The sequence below is a fragment of the Catellatospora bangladeshensis genome (genome assembly GCF_016862575.1).
Classification (GTDB): domain Bacteria; phylum Actinomycetota; class Actinomycetes; order Mycobacteriales; family Micromonosporaceae; genus Catellatospora; species Catellatospora bangladeshensis.
On sequence record NZ_BONF01000045.1, the window covers coordinates 1 to 15454 of the forward strand.

The 15454-nt window shown below is 73.1% G+C and carries 12 protein-coding genes; 8 read left to right on the forward strand and 4 right to left on the reverse strand.

The window, feature by feature from the left end:
* Nucleotides 1-67 precede the first annotated feature (67 nt).
* From Cba03nite_RS32700 to Cba03nite_RS40440, 4 genes are all read left to right on the forward strand, one after another.
* Nucleotides 68-895 carry a carbohydrate ABC transporter permease gene (locus tag Cba03nite_RS32700; RefSeq protein ID WP_203755000.1) on the forward strand — a complete coding sequence of 276 codons (828 nt, stop codon included), beginning with the start codon at nucleotides 68-70 and terminating at the stop codon, nucleotides 893-895.
* A gap of 2 nt (nucleotides 896-897) precedes the next feature.
* Nucleotides 898-2289 carry a GH1 family beta-glucosidase gene (locus Cba03nite_RS32705; RefSeq protein ID WP_444542259.1) on the forward strand — a complete coding sequence of 464 codons (1392 nt, stop codon included), beginning with the start codon at nucleotides 898-900 and terminating at the stop codon, nucleotides 2287-2289.
* A 170-nt stretch (nucleotides 2290-2459) separates the two neighbouring features.
* Nucleotides 2460-3260: a DUF8692 domain-containing protein gene (locus Cba03nite_RS32710; RefSeq protein ID WP_203754777.1), complete on the forward strand. Its 801-nt coding sequence runs from the start codon at nucleotides 2460-2462 to the stop codon at nucleotides 3258-3260.
* Nucleotides 3261-3298: 38 nt separating this feature from the next.
* Entirely contained in the window at nucleotides 3299-6103 is a 2805-nt protein-coding gene (locus Cba03nite_RS40440; protein WP_203754780.1) for an ATP-binding protein, read from the forward strand.
* A 51-nt stretch (nucleotides 6104-6154) separates the two neighbouring features.
* On the opposite strand, the gene Cba03nite_RS32720 is transcribed toward Cba03nite_RS40440, so the two are convergent.
* Both Cba03nite_RS32720 and Cba03nite_RS32725 read right to left on the reverse strand, forming a co-directional pair.
* Nucleotides 6155-7537: a serine hydrolase domain-containing protein gene (locus tag Cba03nite_RS32720; protein ID WP_203754783.1), complete on the reverse strand. Its 1383-nt coding sequence runs from the start codon at nucleotides 7535-7537 to the stop codon at nucleotides 6155-6157.
* A gap of 87 nt (nucleotides 7538-7624) precedes the next feature.
* Nucleotides 7625-7966 carry a hypothetical protein gene (locus tag Cba03nite_RS32725; RefSeq protein WP_203754786.1) on the reverse strand — a complete coding sequence of 114 codons (342 nt, stop codon included), beginning with the start codon at nucleotides 7964-7966 and terminating at the stop codon, nucleotides 7625-7627.
* 420 nt (nucleotides 7967-8386) lie between these two features.
* Here Cba03nite_RS32725 and Cba03nite_RS32730 point away from each other — a divergent pair, with 420 nt between their 5' ends.
* From Cba03nite_RS32730 to Cba03nite_RS32745, 4 genes are all read left to right on the forward strand, one after another.
* Nucleotides 8387-9952, forward strand: coding sequence for a Na+/H+ antiporter (locus Cba03nite_RS32730; RefSeq protein WP_203754788.1), 1566 nt, complete (start codon nucleotides 8387-8389; stop codon nucleotides 9950-9952).
* Nucleotides 9953-9954: 2 nt separating this feature from the next.
* Nucleotides 9955-10209, forward strand: a complete 255-nt coding sequence (locus tag Cba03nite_RS32735) for a UBP-type zinc finger domain-containing protein (RefSeq protein WP_203754790.1) — start codon at nucleotides 9955-9957, stop codon at nucleotides 10207-10209.
* A gap of 69 nt (nucleotides 10210-10278) precedes the next feature.
* Nucleotides 10279-11916 carry an ABC-F family ATP-binding cassette domain-containing protein gene (locus tag Cba03nite_RS32740; RefSeq protein WP_203754792.1) on the forward strand — a complete coding sequence of 546 codons (1638 nt, stop codon included), beginning with the start codon at nucleotides 10279-10281 and terminating at the stop codon, nucleotides 11914-11916.
* Between the two features lie 273 nt (nucleotides 11917-12189).
* Nucleotides 12190-13458 carry a cellulose-binding domain-containing protein gene (locus Cba03nite_RS32745; RefSeq protein WP_203754794.1) on the forward strand — a complete coding sequence of 423 codons (1269 nt, stop codon included), beginning with the start codon at nucleotides 12190-12192 and terminating at the stop codon, nucleotides 13456-13458.
* 48 nt (nucleotides 13459-13506) lie between these two features.
* Here Cba03nite_RS32745 and Cba03nite_RS32750 read toward each other — a convergent pair whose 3' ends face one another.
* A complete protein-coding gene (locus Cba03nite_RS32750; protein WP_203754796.1) occupies nucleotides 13507-14142 on the reverse strand; it encodes an MBL fold metallo-hydrolase in 636 nt (211 codons plus the stop codon).
* Entirely contained in the window at nucleotides 14139-15224 is a 1086-nt protein-coding gene (locus Cba03nite_RS32755; protein ID WP_203754798.1) for an S-(hydroxymethyl)mycothiol dehydrogenase, read from the reverse strand. Before Cba03nite_RS32755 ends, Cba03nite_RS32750 begins: the two co-directional genes overlap by 4 nt.
* Nucleotides 15225-15454 lie beyond the last annotated feature (230 nt).

Consider the following 15454-nt stretch of genomic DNA (forward strand, 5'->3'; position numbering starts at 1 on the left):
GTCCACCACCATCACCAGGCCCACCGCCACCACGCAGGAGAAGGCCCCGACCCACCGCCGGCGCCGGGTGTTCCGCGCCGATCGCCGGCCGGGCAAGCTCGCCTACCTCGCGCTGGCCGGGCTGGCCCTGTTCTCCGGGTTCCCGCTCTACTGGTCGCTGGTCGTCGCCTCCCACGACAACGGCATCCTGGGGCAGGTCCCGCCGCCGTTCGGGCTGGGCCCGAACCTGTTCGCCAACATCGAGCGGGCGTTCGACACGGTCGAGTTCGGCAAGGCGGTGGTCAACTCGATCGTCGTGTCGCTGTCCATCACGATCAGTGTGGTGCTGTTCTCGACGCTGGCCGGCTTCGCGTTCGCCAAGCTGACCTTCAAGGGCCGCAACCTCCTGCTGGTCAGCGTCATCGCGACGATGATGGTCCCGACGCAGCTGGGCATCATCCCGCTGTACATGCTGATGGCCAAGATCGAGTGGACCGGCACCATCTACGCGGTCATCGCACCCGGCCTGGTCACCGCGTTCGGCGTGTTCTTCATGACGCAGTACCTACGCGAGGCCGTGCCGAGTGAGCTGATCGAGGCCGCCCGGGTCGACGGCTGCCACACGCTGCGCATCTTCTGGCACGTGGTGATGCCGGCGGCCAAGCCGGCCGCGGCGGTGCTGGGCATGCTCACCTTCATGGGGGCGTGGAACGACTTCTTCTGGCCACTCGTGGTGCTCACCCCCGAGGACCCGACCGTGCAGACCGTGCTGTCCACCCTGGCCAGCGGTTACATCACCGACTACTCGCTGTCGCTGACCGGCACGGCGATCGCGACGGTGCCGCTGCTGGTGGTCTTCGCGCTGCTCGGCAAGTACATCATCGGAGGCATCATGCAGGGAGCGGTGAAGTCGTGACGATCACCAGCACGCAGGAGCAGCTGGCCGGCACCGCCGCGCTCCGCTTCCCGGCCGGGTTCCGGTGGGGGGCGGCGACCGCGTCGTACCAGATCGAGGGGGCGGCGACCGAGGACGGGCGCATGCCGTCGATCTGGGACACCTTCTCCCGCACGCCGGGCAGGGTGTTCGAGGGCCACTCCGGTGACGTCGCCTGCGACCATTACCACCGCTACCGCGACGACGTGGCGCTGATGGCCCAGCTGGGCCTGGGCACCTACCGGTTCTCGCTGGCCTGGCCGCGCATCAAGCCCGACGGCTCCGGGCCGGTCAACCCGCGCGGCCTGGACTTCTACGACCGCCTCGTCGACGAGCTGCTGACCCACGGGATCGACCCCATGGTGACGCTCTACCACTGGGACCTGCCGCAGGTGCTGGAGGACCGGGGCGGCTGGACCAACCGCGACACCGCCCACTACCTGGCCGACCTGGCCGCGGCGGCGGTGGACCGGCTGGGCGACCGGGTCGCGACCTGGACCACGCTGAATGAGCCGTGGTGCTCGGCGTTCCTCGGATACGCCAGCGGCGACCACGCGCCCGGACGGCAGGACCCCAAGGCGGCTTTCGAGGCCGTACACCACCTGATGCTCGGGCACGGCCTGGCCGTACGCGCGCTGCGGGCGGGCGGGGCGCGGGAGGTGTCGCTCACGCTGAACCTGACCGACTCCCGCCCGGCGAACCCGGCCGACCCGCACGACGTGGCGGCGGCCCGGCAGATCGACGGCCTGCAGAACCGGCTGTTCCTGGAGCCCGCGCTGCGCGGGCGCTACCCGCAGGACATGCTGGCGCTGTTCGAGCGGTTCGGCGCGGCGGACGTGATCCGCCCCGGCGACCTGGACGTCATCGCCGCGCCGATCGACCTGCTCGGCGTGAACTACTACCAGCCCGCGCTGGTGCGGGCCCGGATCGGCGCGACCTGCGGGCTGCCCAATCCGGGCACCGAGGGCGCCGAGTTCGTGCGGCAGAACGCGCCGGTCACGGCGATGGACTGGCCGGTGGACCCGACGGGCCTGTCCGGGCTGCTGCTGCGGCTCGCGGCGGACTACCCGGAGACGCCGCTGATGGTCACCGAGAACGGCGCCGCCTATGCCGACGTGGTGGAGGACGGCCGGGTGGCCGACGCGGACCGCGTCGCCTACCTCGACGGCCACCTGCGGGCCGCGCACGCCGCCATCGAGGGGGGTGCCGACCTGCGCGGCTACCTGGCCTGGTCGCTGATGGACAACTTCGAGTGGGGGTACGGCTACGGCAAGCGCTTCGGCCTGGTGCACGTCGACTACGACACGCAGCGGCGGGTGCCGAAGGACAGCGCGCACTGGTACGCCGCGGTGATCGGCCGTAACGGGCTGGACTGACCGCTCCACTCCACCCGGGGCCCGTGATCTCGCACGTCCGTCGAGGTCGCGGGCCCCGCTGTGTCGGGCCGGACGACCGCGGGGAAGCATCGTTTGGGGCGTTTCGACCGTTATAACCGTCGACCCGCCCGCTCGGAGCCGGGCGGCCGACCAGTCGAAACAGGGCCGCGATGAGAATGAACCTGCCGCTTCCCCGCACGCTGCTGCGCTACCTGCTCTGCTGCGTGGCCGGCCTGCACGTGCTCAGCCTCGGCGGCAACTTCGTCTACCACGGGCTGGGGCACCACAACGTCGTGCCCGCCTTCGCGTGGTGGACCACGTTCTTCAACGTGGATAAGGAGAAGAACCTCCCCACCTGGTTCTCCTCGGCGCTGCTGATGCTGGCCGCGTACGTGCTCTGGGAGATCGCCAACGACGTACGGAACAACGGCGAGAAGTACGCGCTGCACTGGCGCGTGCTGTCCGGCGTCTTCGCATTCCTGTCCATGGACGAGGTCGCCCAGATGCACGAGATGAGCCGCAAGACCGGCCTCGTCGAGCTGGGCAAGGCGTCCTACCTCTCCTGGATCGTGGTCGCCGCGCCGTTCGTGCTCGTCTTCTGCGTGTCGTACGTGCGCTTCCTGTTCCGGCTGCCGCTGCGCATGCGGCTGCTGGTGGCCGGGGGCGGGGTGCTGTTCATCCTCGGCGCGGTCGGCATGGAGATCATCGGCGCGTTCGTCGGCCGCGACGTGGGCGGCAACGTCGGCACCGGCCCGGCGTACGTCGAGTACCTGCTCGCGGCGTCCGTCGAGGAGCTGTTCGAGATGCTCGGCGTGATCACGTTCTGCTACGCGGTCTCCACCCACCTGTACGAGCGCCGGCAGCAGGCCTCGCTCGCCGCGCCGGAAGCGCCGGTGCAGCTGGCCGCCGCGCGCTCGCGCCGCCAGCCGATGCCCACCGCGGCCGGGCGCGGCGGCAGCGTCGCCCGCTGACCGCCGATCGGCCCTGCCCGGCCCCCTACCCTGATCACGTGGGGTCCGCGCGGCCGGCACTGGTGGGCAGGAGCGCCGAGCTCGAACAGCTGCGTACGGCGGCGCGCCGCGCGGCGGCCGGGCGGGGCCGCGCCGTCGTGATCGAGGGCGGGATCGGCCTCGGCAAGACCGCCCTGCTGGGCGAGCTGGCCGCCGAGTGCGCGGCGCTCGGCATGCGTACGCTGCACGGCACCGCCGAGGAGGTCGAGCAGCGGCTGCCGTTCGCCGCGCTGTCGGCCTGCGCCCGGCCGCTGCAGGGCACCGACGAGGACCTGGCCCGCGTGACGGCGATGCTGCGGGGCGAGCACGCGCTGGCATACAGCATGAACGCGGCCCACCACGAGCTGGCGGTCACCGAGGCGCTGCTTGAACTCGCCGACCGGTGGCTGAGCCGGGGCCCGGTCGCGCTCCTGCTCGACGACGCCCAATGGGCCGACCCGTCGAGCATCGTGGTGCTGCACCGCCTCGCCCGCGGCATCGAGCAGGTGCCGCTGCTGCTGGCCACCGCCGCGCGGGCGCTCGCGCAGGGCGACGCGCTGGAGGGCCTGGAACGCAGCCTGCTGGCCGGTGGTGCCCTGCGGCTGCGGCTGGAGCCGCTGCCCGAGGCCGCGACCGTCGCGCTCGCGGAGCGGCAGCTGGGCGCACCACCCGGTCCGCTGCTGCGCCGCCTGCTGCGCCGGTCCACCGGCAACCCGATGTACCTGGAGACGGTGCTGACGGCATACCTGCGCGACGGCCTGATCACGGTGGCGGGTGGGCATGCCGAGCTGTCCGGCGGCGCCGCCGCCGATCCCGATGCGGTGCCCGAGCCGCTGGTCGACCTCACCCGCCGCCAGGCCGAGCTGGTGCCCCGGGCGTACCGGGAGGTCCTGCAGACGGCCGCGGTGTTCGGCTCGACCGTGGACGTCGGGCAGCTCGCGCAGGTGCTCGACCGGCCGGTCATGGAGATCTCCGAGGTCCTCGTCGACGCGCTCGACAGCGGCATGCTGGCCGACCACGGCGGCACGCTGCGCTTCCGGCAGGGCGTCGTACGCGAACTGCTGGCCCGCAGCGTGCCCCGGGCGGTCCAGACCGCCCTGCACCAGCGGGCCGGCCGGGCGCTGTCCGGCGGCCCCGGCCTGTCCGAGCGCACCGGCGCGCACCTGCTCGCCGGTGGTGAGCTCGGGCCCGACGGCGTGCAGTGGCTGACCGCCCACGCCGACGCGCTCACCGGCCGCGCCCCCGACCTGGCGGTGAAGCTGCTCCGGCGCGCGGTGGCCGAGACGGGGGAGGGGGCGGGCGGGCCGCTGTACGCGTACCTGGTGCGGGCGCTGCTGTGGGACGGCGAACCGGCGCAGGCCGAGGAGACCGCCCGCGCCGCGCTGGGCGGGGGCGCCGGGCCGGACACCGAACCGGACCTGCGCTGGCTGCTGGTGCAGGCCTGCTACCGCCAGGGCCGCCTGCCGGAGGCGGTCGCCGAGACGGAGCGGGCGGTGGCCTCGCCGTGCACCTCACCGGGCCAGGCGGCCCGGTTCCGGGGCATCGCCGCGATGTGCCTGCACCTGCTGGGCCGGGCCGAGGAGGCGGAGGCTGCCGCGGACCGGGCCGTCGCCGAGGGCGAGGCCGCCGGTGACCGGGCGGCGGTCGCCATCGGCTGCCTGGCCAGAGCGCTCGGCCTGATCGGGGACGATATGGCCGGCTCGCTGGCGCTGACCGATCGCGGGCTGGCCGAGCTGGGCCACGGCATCCAGCCCGACCTCCAGATCGATCCGTACGTGATGCGCGGGGTGTGCCTGCTGGAGCTGGACCGGTTCGCCGAGGCCGAGGAGGCGACGGCGATCGCGGTGCGCCACAACCAGCGCACCGGCGGCATGTTCCTGACCACGGCGCACGCGGTGCGGGCGCACCTGCGCTTCCTGCAGGGCAGGTGGGACGACGCCCTGGCGGAGGTGCGCAGCGGGCTGGACGGCCCGGACCCGGTCGGGCACGGCGCGCGCCTGCTGGCGTTCGCCGACCTGATCGCGGTGCACCGCGGCGACACGCCGGGCGGGGAGTTCACCGGCCCCGGCCCGGCGGTCGAGGGCGACCGGTACCTGGTGGACTGGGCGCGCTGCCTGGCCGCCGAGGCGCAGGGCGACGCCGGGCAGGCCGCCGCGCTGCTGTTCCCCCGCTGGGAGCGGGCAGCCGGGCCGTCCGCGCGCCGGAGGATGTATCGCGTCGGCCCCGACCTGGCCCGGGTGCTGGCCGCGGCCGGCGACACCGGGCGCCTGCGGGCGCTCGCCGACGATCTGGACACGCTGGCCGCGGCGCACGGCACGGCCGGTCTCACCGGCTGCGCGGCGCTGTGCCGGGCGGCGGCCGACGGCACGGCCGAGCCCGCGCTGGCCGCGGTGACGGCGTTCCAGGAGGCCGGGTGGCCGCTGTACGAGGCGTACGCGCACGAGGCGGCCGCGCTCGCAGCGGCGGCCGCCGGGGACGCGGCGGCGGCCCGCGAGCGCCTGGCCCGGGCGCTGGACCTCTACGCGCGGCTGGATGCGGGCTGGGACGCGGCCCGCGCCAGGTCCCGGCTGCGCGAGGCGGGGGTGCGCGCGGGGGTGCGCGGCCCGCGCGGGCGGCCCAAGCACGGCTGGGAGGCGCTCACCGACACCGAGCGCGTGGTGGCCGACCTGGTCGCGCAGGGCATGTCCAACCCGGACGTGGCCGCGCAGCTCTACCTGTCCCGCCGCACCGTCCAGTCCCACGTGTCCAGCATCCTCGCCAAGCTGGCCCTGACCTCCCGCGTCGAACTCGCGGTGGCCGCCGCCCAGCGCTCCACCCAGGGTTAGGAAGGGCACCTTCTACTACGGAATCCGATGACAAGGTGCCCTTCCTTTCGGTCAGGCGGGGCCGGGGCGCCAGCCGTGGGGGTCCAGGCCGCCGGGGGTTACGTCGGGGTCGCCGTAGGGTTCCCGGGTGAAGACGAAGCTGCCCAGGTCGAGGTGGGTGACCGTGCCGGACGCGTCGCGGATCACGCGCAGGGTCTCGCCGGCGTAGTAGCCGTCCAGGCCGAGCCAGGTGCCGTCGGGCTGCGCCTTGAGGCGGGCGGCGCGGCCGGGGCCGGTCAGCGGGCCGAGTTCGAGGTCGCCGCCGGGGCGCAGCCGGACGGCGACCGCGCCGGGTCCCCAGTACCAGGGGCCGGTCAGCTCGAGCAGGGCCGGGTCGTAGGTGTCCAGCGGCCGCCACGGGTCGGGGATGCGCGGCTCGTGCTCGGCGGTGATGCGCAGCAGGTCCGCCGCGAGCCCGCCCACGGCGAGGCCGGTGGTGGTGTTGGCCAGCGCGATCGCGCCGAGCCGGTCGGCGGGGGAGACCCACAGCGTGCACAGGAAGCCGGGCATCGAGCCGGTGTGGCCCGCGAGCTGCCGCCCGCCGTCCTGCTTCAGCATCAGGCCGAGGCCGTATCCGGCGTCCCAGGCCGGGCCGTCGGGCGGCGCGACCGGTGTGCGCATCTCGGTCAGGGTGGCCTCGGCCAGCACGGCGGGGTCGCCCGCGGCCAGGAACGCGCCGAAGCGGCTCAGGTCCTGCACGGTCGACCAGAGCTGCCCGGCCGGGGCCATCCGCCCGGTGTCCGTGGCGGGCTCGGGCAGCAGCACGTCGGCCCACGGGTGCACCGCCCAGCCGTGGGCGTGCGGCGCCTGCGGCAGCAGGGAGGTGCGCGTCATGCCGAGCGGCGCCAGGATCTCCTCGTGGAGCACCTGCCCGAGCGGCGCGCCGCGCAGCTGCTCCACGAGGGCGCCGAGCAGCGCGTAGCCGGGGTTGGAGTAGTGGAAGCGCCGCCCGGCGGGGTGCTTGACCGGCTCCGGTTCGAGGATGTCGGCCGGTTCGGGGCGTACGCCGCCGTCGGTGCGCTCCCACCACGGCGGCGGGGTCTCCGCGGCGATGCCGCCGGTGTGCGCGAGCAGCTGGGCGAGGGTGAGCCCGGCGGTGGCGGCCGGGGCCTGCGGGAGGTGGGCGCCGAGGGTGTCGGCGAGGTCGAGGCGGCCCTCGTCGCGCAGCCGCAGCACCAGCACGGCGACGAAGGTCTTGGTCAGCGAGCCGATGCGGTACTGCGTGTCGGCGGTGGGGGGTGCGCCGTCGACGAGGCCGCGGCCCTCGGTCCATACCGGAGCGCCGTCGCGCAGGACGGCGCCGACCAGGGACGGTGCCCGGCCCTCGGCCTGGGCGGTGGCGAGGCGGTGCAGCAGGGCGCGGCGGGTGGCCGGCAGCAGGTCCATCTCAGGCATGGCGATCATCGTGCCAGTTCCGCCGCGGTGACACGCCGGGCACGGCCGGGCCGGCGGTCGGGGCCGCCGGTCCGGTTCCAGCCGACCTCAGCGGTGGTAGCCGCCGTGGTGGTCGTAGTTGTTGTAGTGCCAGTTGTTCTTGTGGTGGTAATTCTTCTTGTGGTGCTTGTGGTAGTAGTGCTTGCAGACCCACTTCTTGTGCCACCGGTGCTTCCAGCGGTAGACCTGCTTGTAGCAGCGCCGGTTGCCGTCGAGCGCGGTTGCCGTCGCGTCCTGCGTGGACACCGACACCTGGTCGGTGAGCGGCGCGGCCGACGCCCGCAGCGGTTGTGCCATGACGGTGAGACCCGCGATCAGGAACAGCATCAGGCTGGTCATCGCGGTCACCACCCACAGCCGGTGGCCGATGGCCCGAGCCGTCTCCTCCATCGGAACCCCTCCTCCCATTGCTGGCCGTGGTGTGAGATCCTGCTGATCAAACATCCGCCGCGGCTACCTGGTCAACGCCGTGACCTGCGGAAACTCCTTGCCGGGCGGCCGGTCAGGCTACCTTTCACGATGAGTTCATTTAGCCTCCCTACCGACCGGCAGGTAGAACGCCCAATGCGGGCGAGAACCGGGCGGCGGTCCGCCGCTACTGACCGGGCGGCAGGCAATGATGAACATCGGGTTAACCCATGCGTGCGTGCGCATATTTCCTGCGATGTGAGACGGTAATCCTGCGCTCCGGTCGCCCGTCACTGCGCTGATCGCCGTGGTCAGCGAGGATTCATGCCCGTGCGCGCCGTAACGGACCTGGTGACCGGTGACATATGCCTCCCCGGCCCACCCGCGCCATAGGCTCTGACCGTGGAAGCCCTCGTGGTGGCGGTCGTGCTGACCGTGGTGGTGGTCGCGGTCTCCGGACTGTCGCGCAAGTACGGCCTGCAGGCGCCGATCGCGCTGGTCGTCGTCGGGCTGGTGCTGGCCCTGGTGCCGGGCTTCCCGGTCATCGTGCTCGAACCGGAACTGGTGCTCATCGGCGTGCTGCCCCCGCTGCTGTACGTGGCCGCGCTGGAGACCTCGGTGCCCGCGTTCCGGCTCAACCTGCGCCCCATCCTGCTGCTCGCCGTCGGTCTGGTCCTGTTCACCGCGGTCGCGGTCGGGCTGGTGGTGCACGCGCTGCTGCCCTCCGTGCCGCTGGCCATCTGCCTCGCGTTCGGCGCGGTGGTGGCCCCGCCCGACGCCGTCGCCGCGACCGCCGTGGCCAGGCGGATCGGGCTGCCCCGGCGGCTGGTGACCATCCTGGAGGGGGAGAGCCTGCTCAACGACGCGACGGCCCTGGTGCTGTTCCGGGTGGCGGTGGCGGTGGCCCTCGGGCTCGCGGTCGGCCCGGTGGCCATCGGGCAGCAGGTGCTGGTCGCCGCGGGCGGCGGCATCGCGGTCGGCGCGCTCGGCGCGGTCACCGCGGCGTTCCTGCACCGGCGCACCACCGACCCGCTGCTGGACAACTCGATCTCGCTGCTCACCCCGTTCGCGGTGACCGTGGTCGCCGAGTCGATCCACGCCTCGGCCGTGGTGGCCGTCGTCGTCGCGGGCCTCTACCTCGGGCACCGGATGCCGACGCTGATGTCGGCCGCGTCCCGGCTGCAGATGGGCGCGTTCTGGCGCATGGTCACCTTCATGCTGGAGGGCCTGGTCTTCCTGCTGGTCGGGCTGAACCTGCGGGAGGTGCTGGCGGCCCTGGACACACCTGTGGCGCAGGTCGTGGGGCTGACCATCGCCGTGCTGGCGACCGTGGTGGCGACCCGGTTCGCCTGGATGTACCCGGCGACGTTCCTGGTCCGGCTGCTGCCCCGGGTGCGCCGCCGCGGCACCGGGCTGGACTTCCCCGGCGCGACGGTGCTGGCCTGGGCGGGCATGCGGGGCGTGGTCACCCTGGCCACCGCGCTGGCGCTGCCCGCGACCCTGGCCGGGGGCGAGACCTACCCCCGGGCGCTGTTCGTCTGGCTCGCTTTCGCGGTCATCGTCGGCACGCTGGTGCTGCAGGGCATGACCCTGCCCCTGGTGGCCCGCATGCTGCGGGTGCAGGGCGACGACAAGACCGCCGACATCCTGGCCGAGGCGCAGACGCAGCAGCACGCCAGCCGGGCCGCCCGCGAGCGGCTGGAGGAGCGGGCGGGCGCGGCGCCCCCGGACGTCGTCGACAAGCTGCGCAGCCTTACCGAGCTGCGCGCCAACACGATCTGGGAGCGGCTGGGCGGGGAACGGGAAACCCCATCCGCCGCGTACGTCCGGCTGCGCCGGGAGATGCTGGAGGCCGAGCGGGACGTGTTCCGCAGCGCCCGCGACGCCGGCCGGATCCCTGAGGACGTGCTGGTCCGAGCGCAGCGCGACATGGACCTGGAGGAATCGATGCTGGAACGGATGGAGTGAGCATGACCGCGTGTGAGGATCTCAAGAAGGCCGACGACCCGGCGCCGCGCGCCGAGGGCTGCGAGGAGTGCCTGGCCAACGGGACCAGCTGGGTGCACCTGCGCCGCTGCCTGAGCTGCGGGCACATCGGCTGCTGCGACTCGTCGCCGAACAAGCACGCCACCGCACACTTCCACGCGGTGGGCCATCCGGTCATCCAGTCGTTCGAGCCGGGCGAGAACTGGCGCTGGTGCTACCTGCACGAGATGGTCGGCTGACCGGCCCGGTGGCCGGCGCGGCCGATAGTCTTCCCGGGTGACTTCCGACGAGCGTGGGCAGGTGCGGCGGTGAGCGCGACCCTGGTGGCCCGGGGACTGACCGCCGGGCACGGTGAGCGGGTCCTGTTCAGTGACCTGGACCTGGTCGTCGCGCCGGGCGACGTGGTCGGCCTGGTCGGCGTCAACGGCGCCGGCAAGTCGACCCTGCTGCGCCTGCTCGCCGGGCTGGTCCCGGCGGAGCAGGGCACGATCACGCTGAACCCGCCCACGGCCAACGTCGGGCTGCTGCCCCAGGAGCCCGAACGCCGCCCGGCCGAGACCGTGCGCGACTTCCTGGCCCGGCGCACCGGCGTGGCCCGCGCCCAGCAGGCGATGGACCTGGCCGCCGAGCAGCTCGCCGTCGGCGCCGCGGGCGCCGACGACCAGTACGGCGAGGCGCTGGAGCGCTGGCTCGCCCTGGGCGGCGCGGACCTGCCCGAGCGTGCCGAGGCGGTGGCTGCCGAGCTGGGCCTCGACGTGGACCTCGACCACCCGATGACGGCCCTGTCCGGGGGCCAGGCCGCCCGCGCGGGCATGGCGTCGCTGCTGCTCAGCCGGTACGACATCTTCCTGCTGGACGAGCCCACCAACGACCTCGACCTGGCGGGGCTGGACCGGCTGGAGCGCTTCGTCGGCGAGCTGCGGGCCGGCACCGTGCTGGTCAGCCACGACCGCGAGTTCCTGACCCGGACCGTCACCCGCGTGGTCGAGCTGGACCTGGCCCAGCAGCAGATCCGCCAGTACGGCGGCGGTTACCTGTCCTACCTGCAGGAGCGCGAGACCGCCCGGCGGCACGCCCGAGAGGCCTACGACGAGTACGCCGACAAGAAGGACGAGCTGCTCGCCCGCGCCCGCATGCAGCGCGCCTGGATGGAGAAGGGCGTCAAGAACGCCCGCCGCAAATCCCCCGACAATGACAAGATCGGCAAGGCGTTCCGCACCGAGTCCACCGAGAAGCAGGCCGCCAAGGCCCGGCAGACCGAGCGCCTGATCGAGCGGATGGAGGAGGTCGAGGAGCCGCGCAAGGAGTGGGAGCTGCGGATGCACATCGCCGCCGCCCCGCGCGCGGGCGCGGTGGTGGCCACTCTCAACGGCGCCGTGGTGCGCCAGGGCGGCTTCACCCTCGGGCCGGTGGACCTGCGCATCGACTGGGCGGACCGGGTCGCCATCACCGGGCCCAACGGCTCGGGCAAGTCCACCCTGCTGCGCGCGATGCTCGGCCGGACCGCGCTGGCCGGGGGCAGCGCCGCGCTCGGCCCCGGCGTGGTCGTCGGCGAGATCGACCAGGCCCGCGGCCGGTTCCTCGGCCACCAGCCGCTGGTGGACGCGTTCGCGGCGGCGGTGCCCGCGATGGCGCCCGGCGACGTGCGCACGCTGCTGGCCAAGTTCGGGCTGCGCGCGGCGCACGTGCTGCGGCCCGCCGCGACGCTGTCGCCGGGCGAGCGGACCCGGGCCGCGCTGGCGCTGCTCCAGGCGAGCGGCGTGAACCTGCTGGTGCTCGACGAGCCCACCAACCATCTCGACCTGCCCGCGATCGAGCAGCTGGAGCAGGCGCTGGACTCGTACACCGGCACGCTGCTGCTGGTCACCCACGACCGCCAGATGCTCGACGCGGTCCACACCAACCGGTCCATCACCGTGGACGCGGGCCGGGTCACCGCGAGCTGACCGGCCGGCCCGGTCGCGGGCGGCCGTGATGATCGGTGTCTCGTGTCATGATCTGCGGCTGGAGCGCAGATCATGACACGAAGTCGCGATCATTGAGGCGCTTCGGGTTGCCGAAAACCTTTTCGGAGTTCATGGTGTGTCCGGGAGCCTTACCGGACTCGTCCGCATTGGATGGACTCGTCCGCATCTGCACGTGACGTCACACCGGGCACTCGCGTCACGCGTCCGCACCTGTCCGCGCGCATTTCTGCGCCCGTACCCCCGGAGTCCTTCATGCTTCGAACGAGAAAGCGTGCTGCCCTTACCTCGCTGCTCGCCGCCACGGCGGCGGCCGCCGTGGCGGCCTGGAGCCTGGTCGCCACCCCGGCCGGCGCCGCAGCCAGCGGCTGCCGCGTCGCCTACACCGTCGCGTCCCAGTGGGGCGGCGGGTTCACCGCCAACGTCGCCATCACCAACCTCGGCGACCCGCTCACCGCGTGGACGCTGAAGTGGACGTTCCCGGCCGCCGGCCAGGCGGTCACCCAGGGCTGGAGCGCCACCTACACGCAGAGCGGCAGCCAGGTCACCGCCGCCAGCATGAGCTACAACGGCAGCCTCGGCACCTCGGCCACCACCTCGATCGGCTTCAACGGGGCGTGGACCACGAGCAACCCCGTGCCCACCGCGTTCACCCTGAACGGCGTCGCCTGCACCGGCACCACCACGCCGACCGGCGGGCCGTCCGCCTCCGCCTCGGCCTCGCCACGGCCCTCCGCCTCGGTGTCGCCGTCGTCGTCCCCGTCGGCGTCCCCGCCGCCCACCAGCGGCTGGAACCCGCCGTCCAACCTGGTCACGCCGCTCAACGAGGTCCGGGCGCACTACCAGTCGACGTACCCGAACCTGCTGACCTTCCGCAACTACGGCTGGGACCAGGTGATGGCGGGCGGCGGCCGGATCAACTACTGCGTGCGCTGGGACTCCAGCGCCCGCGTCTCGGCCGCGCTGCGCGACCAGATCCACGCCGCGCTGGCCCGGCAGTGGAAGAAGTGGATGGACGTGATGGCCGGGCACAACGGCTGGCCATACGCCGAGGTCCCGATCAAGGTGGTGGGCTGGGCCGTCCGGGACCGGGCCACGCTGGAGTGGACCGACAGCTCAGTGGACGTCTACGTCAACGACATCCGGGAGAACGCGCCGCAGTGCAGCGAGCCGTGCGGGCGCTTCTTCCACCAGGACGGCAACTACTCCGGCTGCCCCGGCGGCGCGTCGCACCACTACGACATGTCACTGTGGCTGACCTCCGGCTTCGGCGGCGGCGCGGGCGGCGACTGGGGCCAGCGCGTGGGCAGCGAGTACTTCACCGGCGCGCTCAACGCGGAGAACATGCACATCTACCTGCACGAGGTAGGACACACGTTCGGCCTTGACGACTTCTACGACTGGACGCCGACGGGCCAGTGCTGCTTCCTGATGAAGGCGGGCAGCGCCAGCAGCATCACCGAGTTCGACAAGTGGATGCTGCGCGACTTCTGGCGGCTGCTGAAGAGCCGCTGGGGCTACTAGCCCCGCACCGGCCGGAGGTCCCGTGGCGGGCCTCCGGCCGGGCCGGGGTCAGTGGCCGCGGGCGATCCACTCGTCGAGGTGCGGGGCCTCCGCGCCGACGGTGGTGGTGTCGCCGTGGCCGGTGTACACGACCGTCTCCGGCGGCAGGATCAGCAGGCGGTCGCGGATCGAGCCGATGATGGTGCCGAAGTCGCTGTAGGACCGCCCGGTCGCCCCCGGCCCGCCCTGGAACAGGGTGTCCCCGGAGAACAGCGCGGTCAGCTGCGGTGCGTGCAGGCACACCGCGCCCGGCGAGTGCCCCGGCGTGTGGTTGACCCACAGCTCGGCGCCCGCCACGGTCAGGCAGTCGCCGTCCTCCAGCTCGCGGTCGGGCGCCCGGTCGGGGTGGATCGCGTCCCACAGCATCCGGTCCGCGGGGTGCAGCATGATCGGCGCGCCGGTCCGCCGGGCCAGCTCCGGGGCCGCGTCGATGTGATCGTTGTGGCCGTGCGTGCACACGATCGCGACGACCCGCCGCCGCCCGGCCGCGGCCAGGATCGCGTCGGCGTCGTGCGCCGCGTCGACGACCAGCACATCGCTGTCGTTGCCGATCAGCCAGACGTTGTTGTCGACCTCCCAGGTGCCGCCGTCCAGGCTGAACGTGCCCGAGGTGACCACGCGCTCGATCCGCGCCCCGCCGCTCACAGCATCACCACCGAGCGCAGCACCTCGCCGCGGCCCATCTTCGCGAACGCCTCCTCGACGTCGCCCAGCTCGATGCGCTCGGACACGAACGCCTCCAGCGGCAGCCGGCGCTGCAGGTAGAGCGAGATCATCACGGGGAAGTCGCGGCTGGGCAGGCAGTCGCCGTACCAGGACGACTTGAGCGCGCCGCCGCGGCCGAACACGTCCAGCAGCGGCAGCTCCAGGCGCATCTGCGGGGTGGGCACGCCGACCAGCACCACGGTCCCGGCCAGGTCCCGCGCGTAGAACGCCTGCTCGTACGTCTCCGGGCGGCCCACCGCCTCGATCACCACATCGGCGCCGAAGCCGCCGGTCAGCTCGCGGATGGACTCGACCACATCGGCCTGCGCGCCGTTCACGGTGTGCGTCGCGCCGAGCTGGCGCGCCCAGGCGAGCTTGTTGTCGTCCAGGTCCACGCCGATGATGGTGGTCGCGCCGGCCAGCCGCGCTCCGGCGATCGCGGCGTTGCCGACGCCGCCGCAGCCGATCACCGCGACGGTGTCGCCGCGGGTCACCCCGCCGGTGTTGATAGCCGCGCCGAGGCCCGCCATCACGCCGCAGCCGAGCAGCCCGGCCACCTCCGGCGGAGCGGACCGGTCCACCTTGGTGCACTGCCCGGCGGCGACCAGCGTCTTCTCGGCGAACGCGCCGATGCCGAGGGCGGGGGACAGCGGCGTGCCGTCGGCCAGGGTCATCTTCTGCTTGGCGTTGTGCGTGGCGAAGCAGTACCAGGGACGGCCGCGCAGGCAGGCGCGGCAGTGGCCGCAGACGGCGCGCCAGTTGAGCACGACGTAGTCGCCGGGCGCCACCTCGGTCACGCCTTCGCCGACGGCCTCGACCACGCCCGCGGCCTCGTGTCCGAGCAGGAACGGGAAGTCGTCGTTGATGCCGCCCTCGCGGTAGTGCAGATCGGTGTGGCACACCCCGCATGCCTGCACCTTCACCAGTGCCTCACCGGGACCGGGGTCGGGGACCAGCACCGTCTCGATGCTCACCGGCGCGTTCTTCTTCAGCGCTACGACTCCGCGAACCTCGTGCACCACGCGGCCTCCTTGCACACGTTGGACGGATCCGTCGATGCTACCCGTCCACCCCTTGCCGCCACTCTCAAAGACTCGCGGCCAGATGCGCGCGGGAGGACGCAAGTCCGTAAGAGCTGCCCCGCCGACAGGGGCGGCGGATGTGACCGCGCACATCTGGCATGCACGTTTCATTGACAGGTGTCTACGTGCTACGTAGCCTTTGGGATTGGAAAGCGCTTTCCGAACCCGCT

Excerpts from the sequence above, each read along its gene's own strand:
- Cba03nite_RS32710 (WP_203754777.1), top strand. The coding sequence starts at position 2,460 with ATGAGAATGAACCTGCCGCTTCCCCGCACGCTGCTGCGCTACCTGCTC.
- Cba03nite_RS32720 (WP_203754783.1), bottom strand. The coding sequence starts at position 7,537 with ATGCCTGAGATGGACCTGCTGCCGGCCACCCGCCGCGCCCTGCTGCAC.
- Cba03nite_RS32725 (WP_203754786.1), bottom strand. The coding sequence starts at position 7,966 with ATGGAGGAGACGGCTCGGGCCATCGGCCACCGGCTGTGGGTGGTGACC.
- Cba03nite_RS32735 (WP_203754790.1), top strand. The coding sequence starts at position 9,955 with ATGACCGCGTGTGAGGATCTCAAGAAGGCCGACGACCCGGCGCCGCGC.
- Cba03nite_RS32745 (WP_203754794.1), top strand. The coding sequence starts at position 12,190 with ATGCTTCGAACGAGAAAGCGTGCTGCCCTTACCTCGCTGCTCGCCGCC.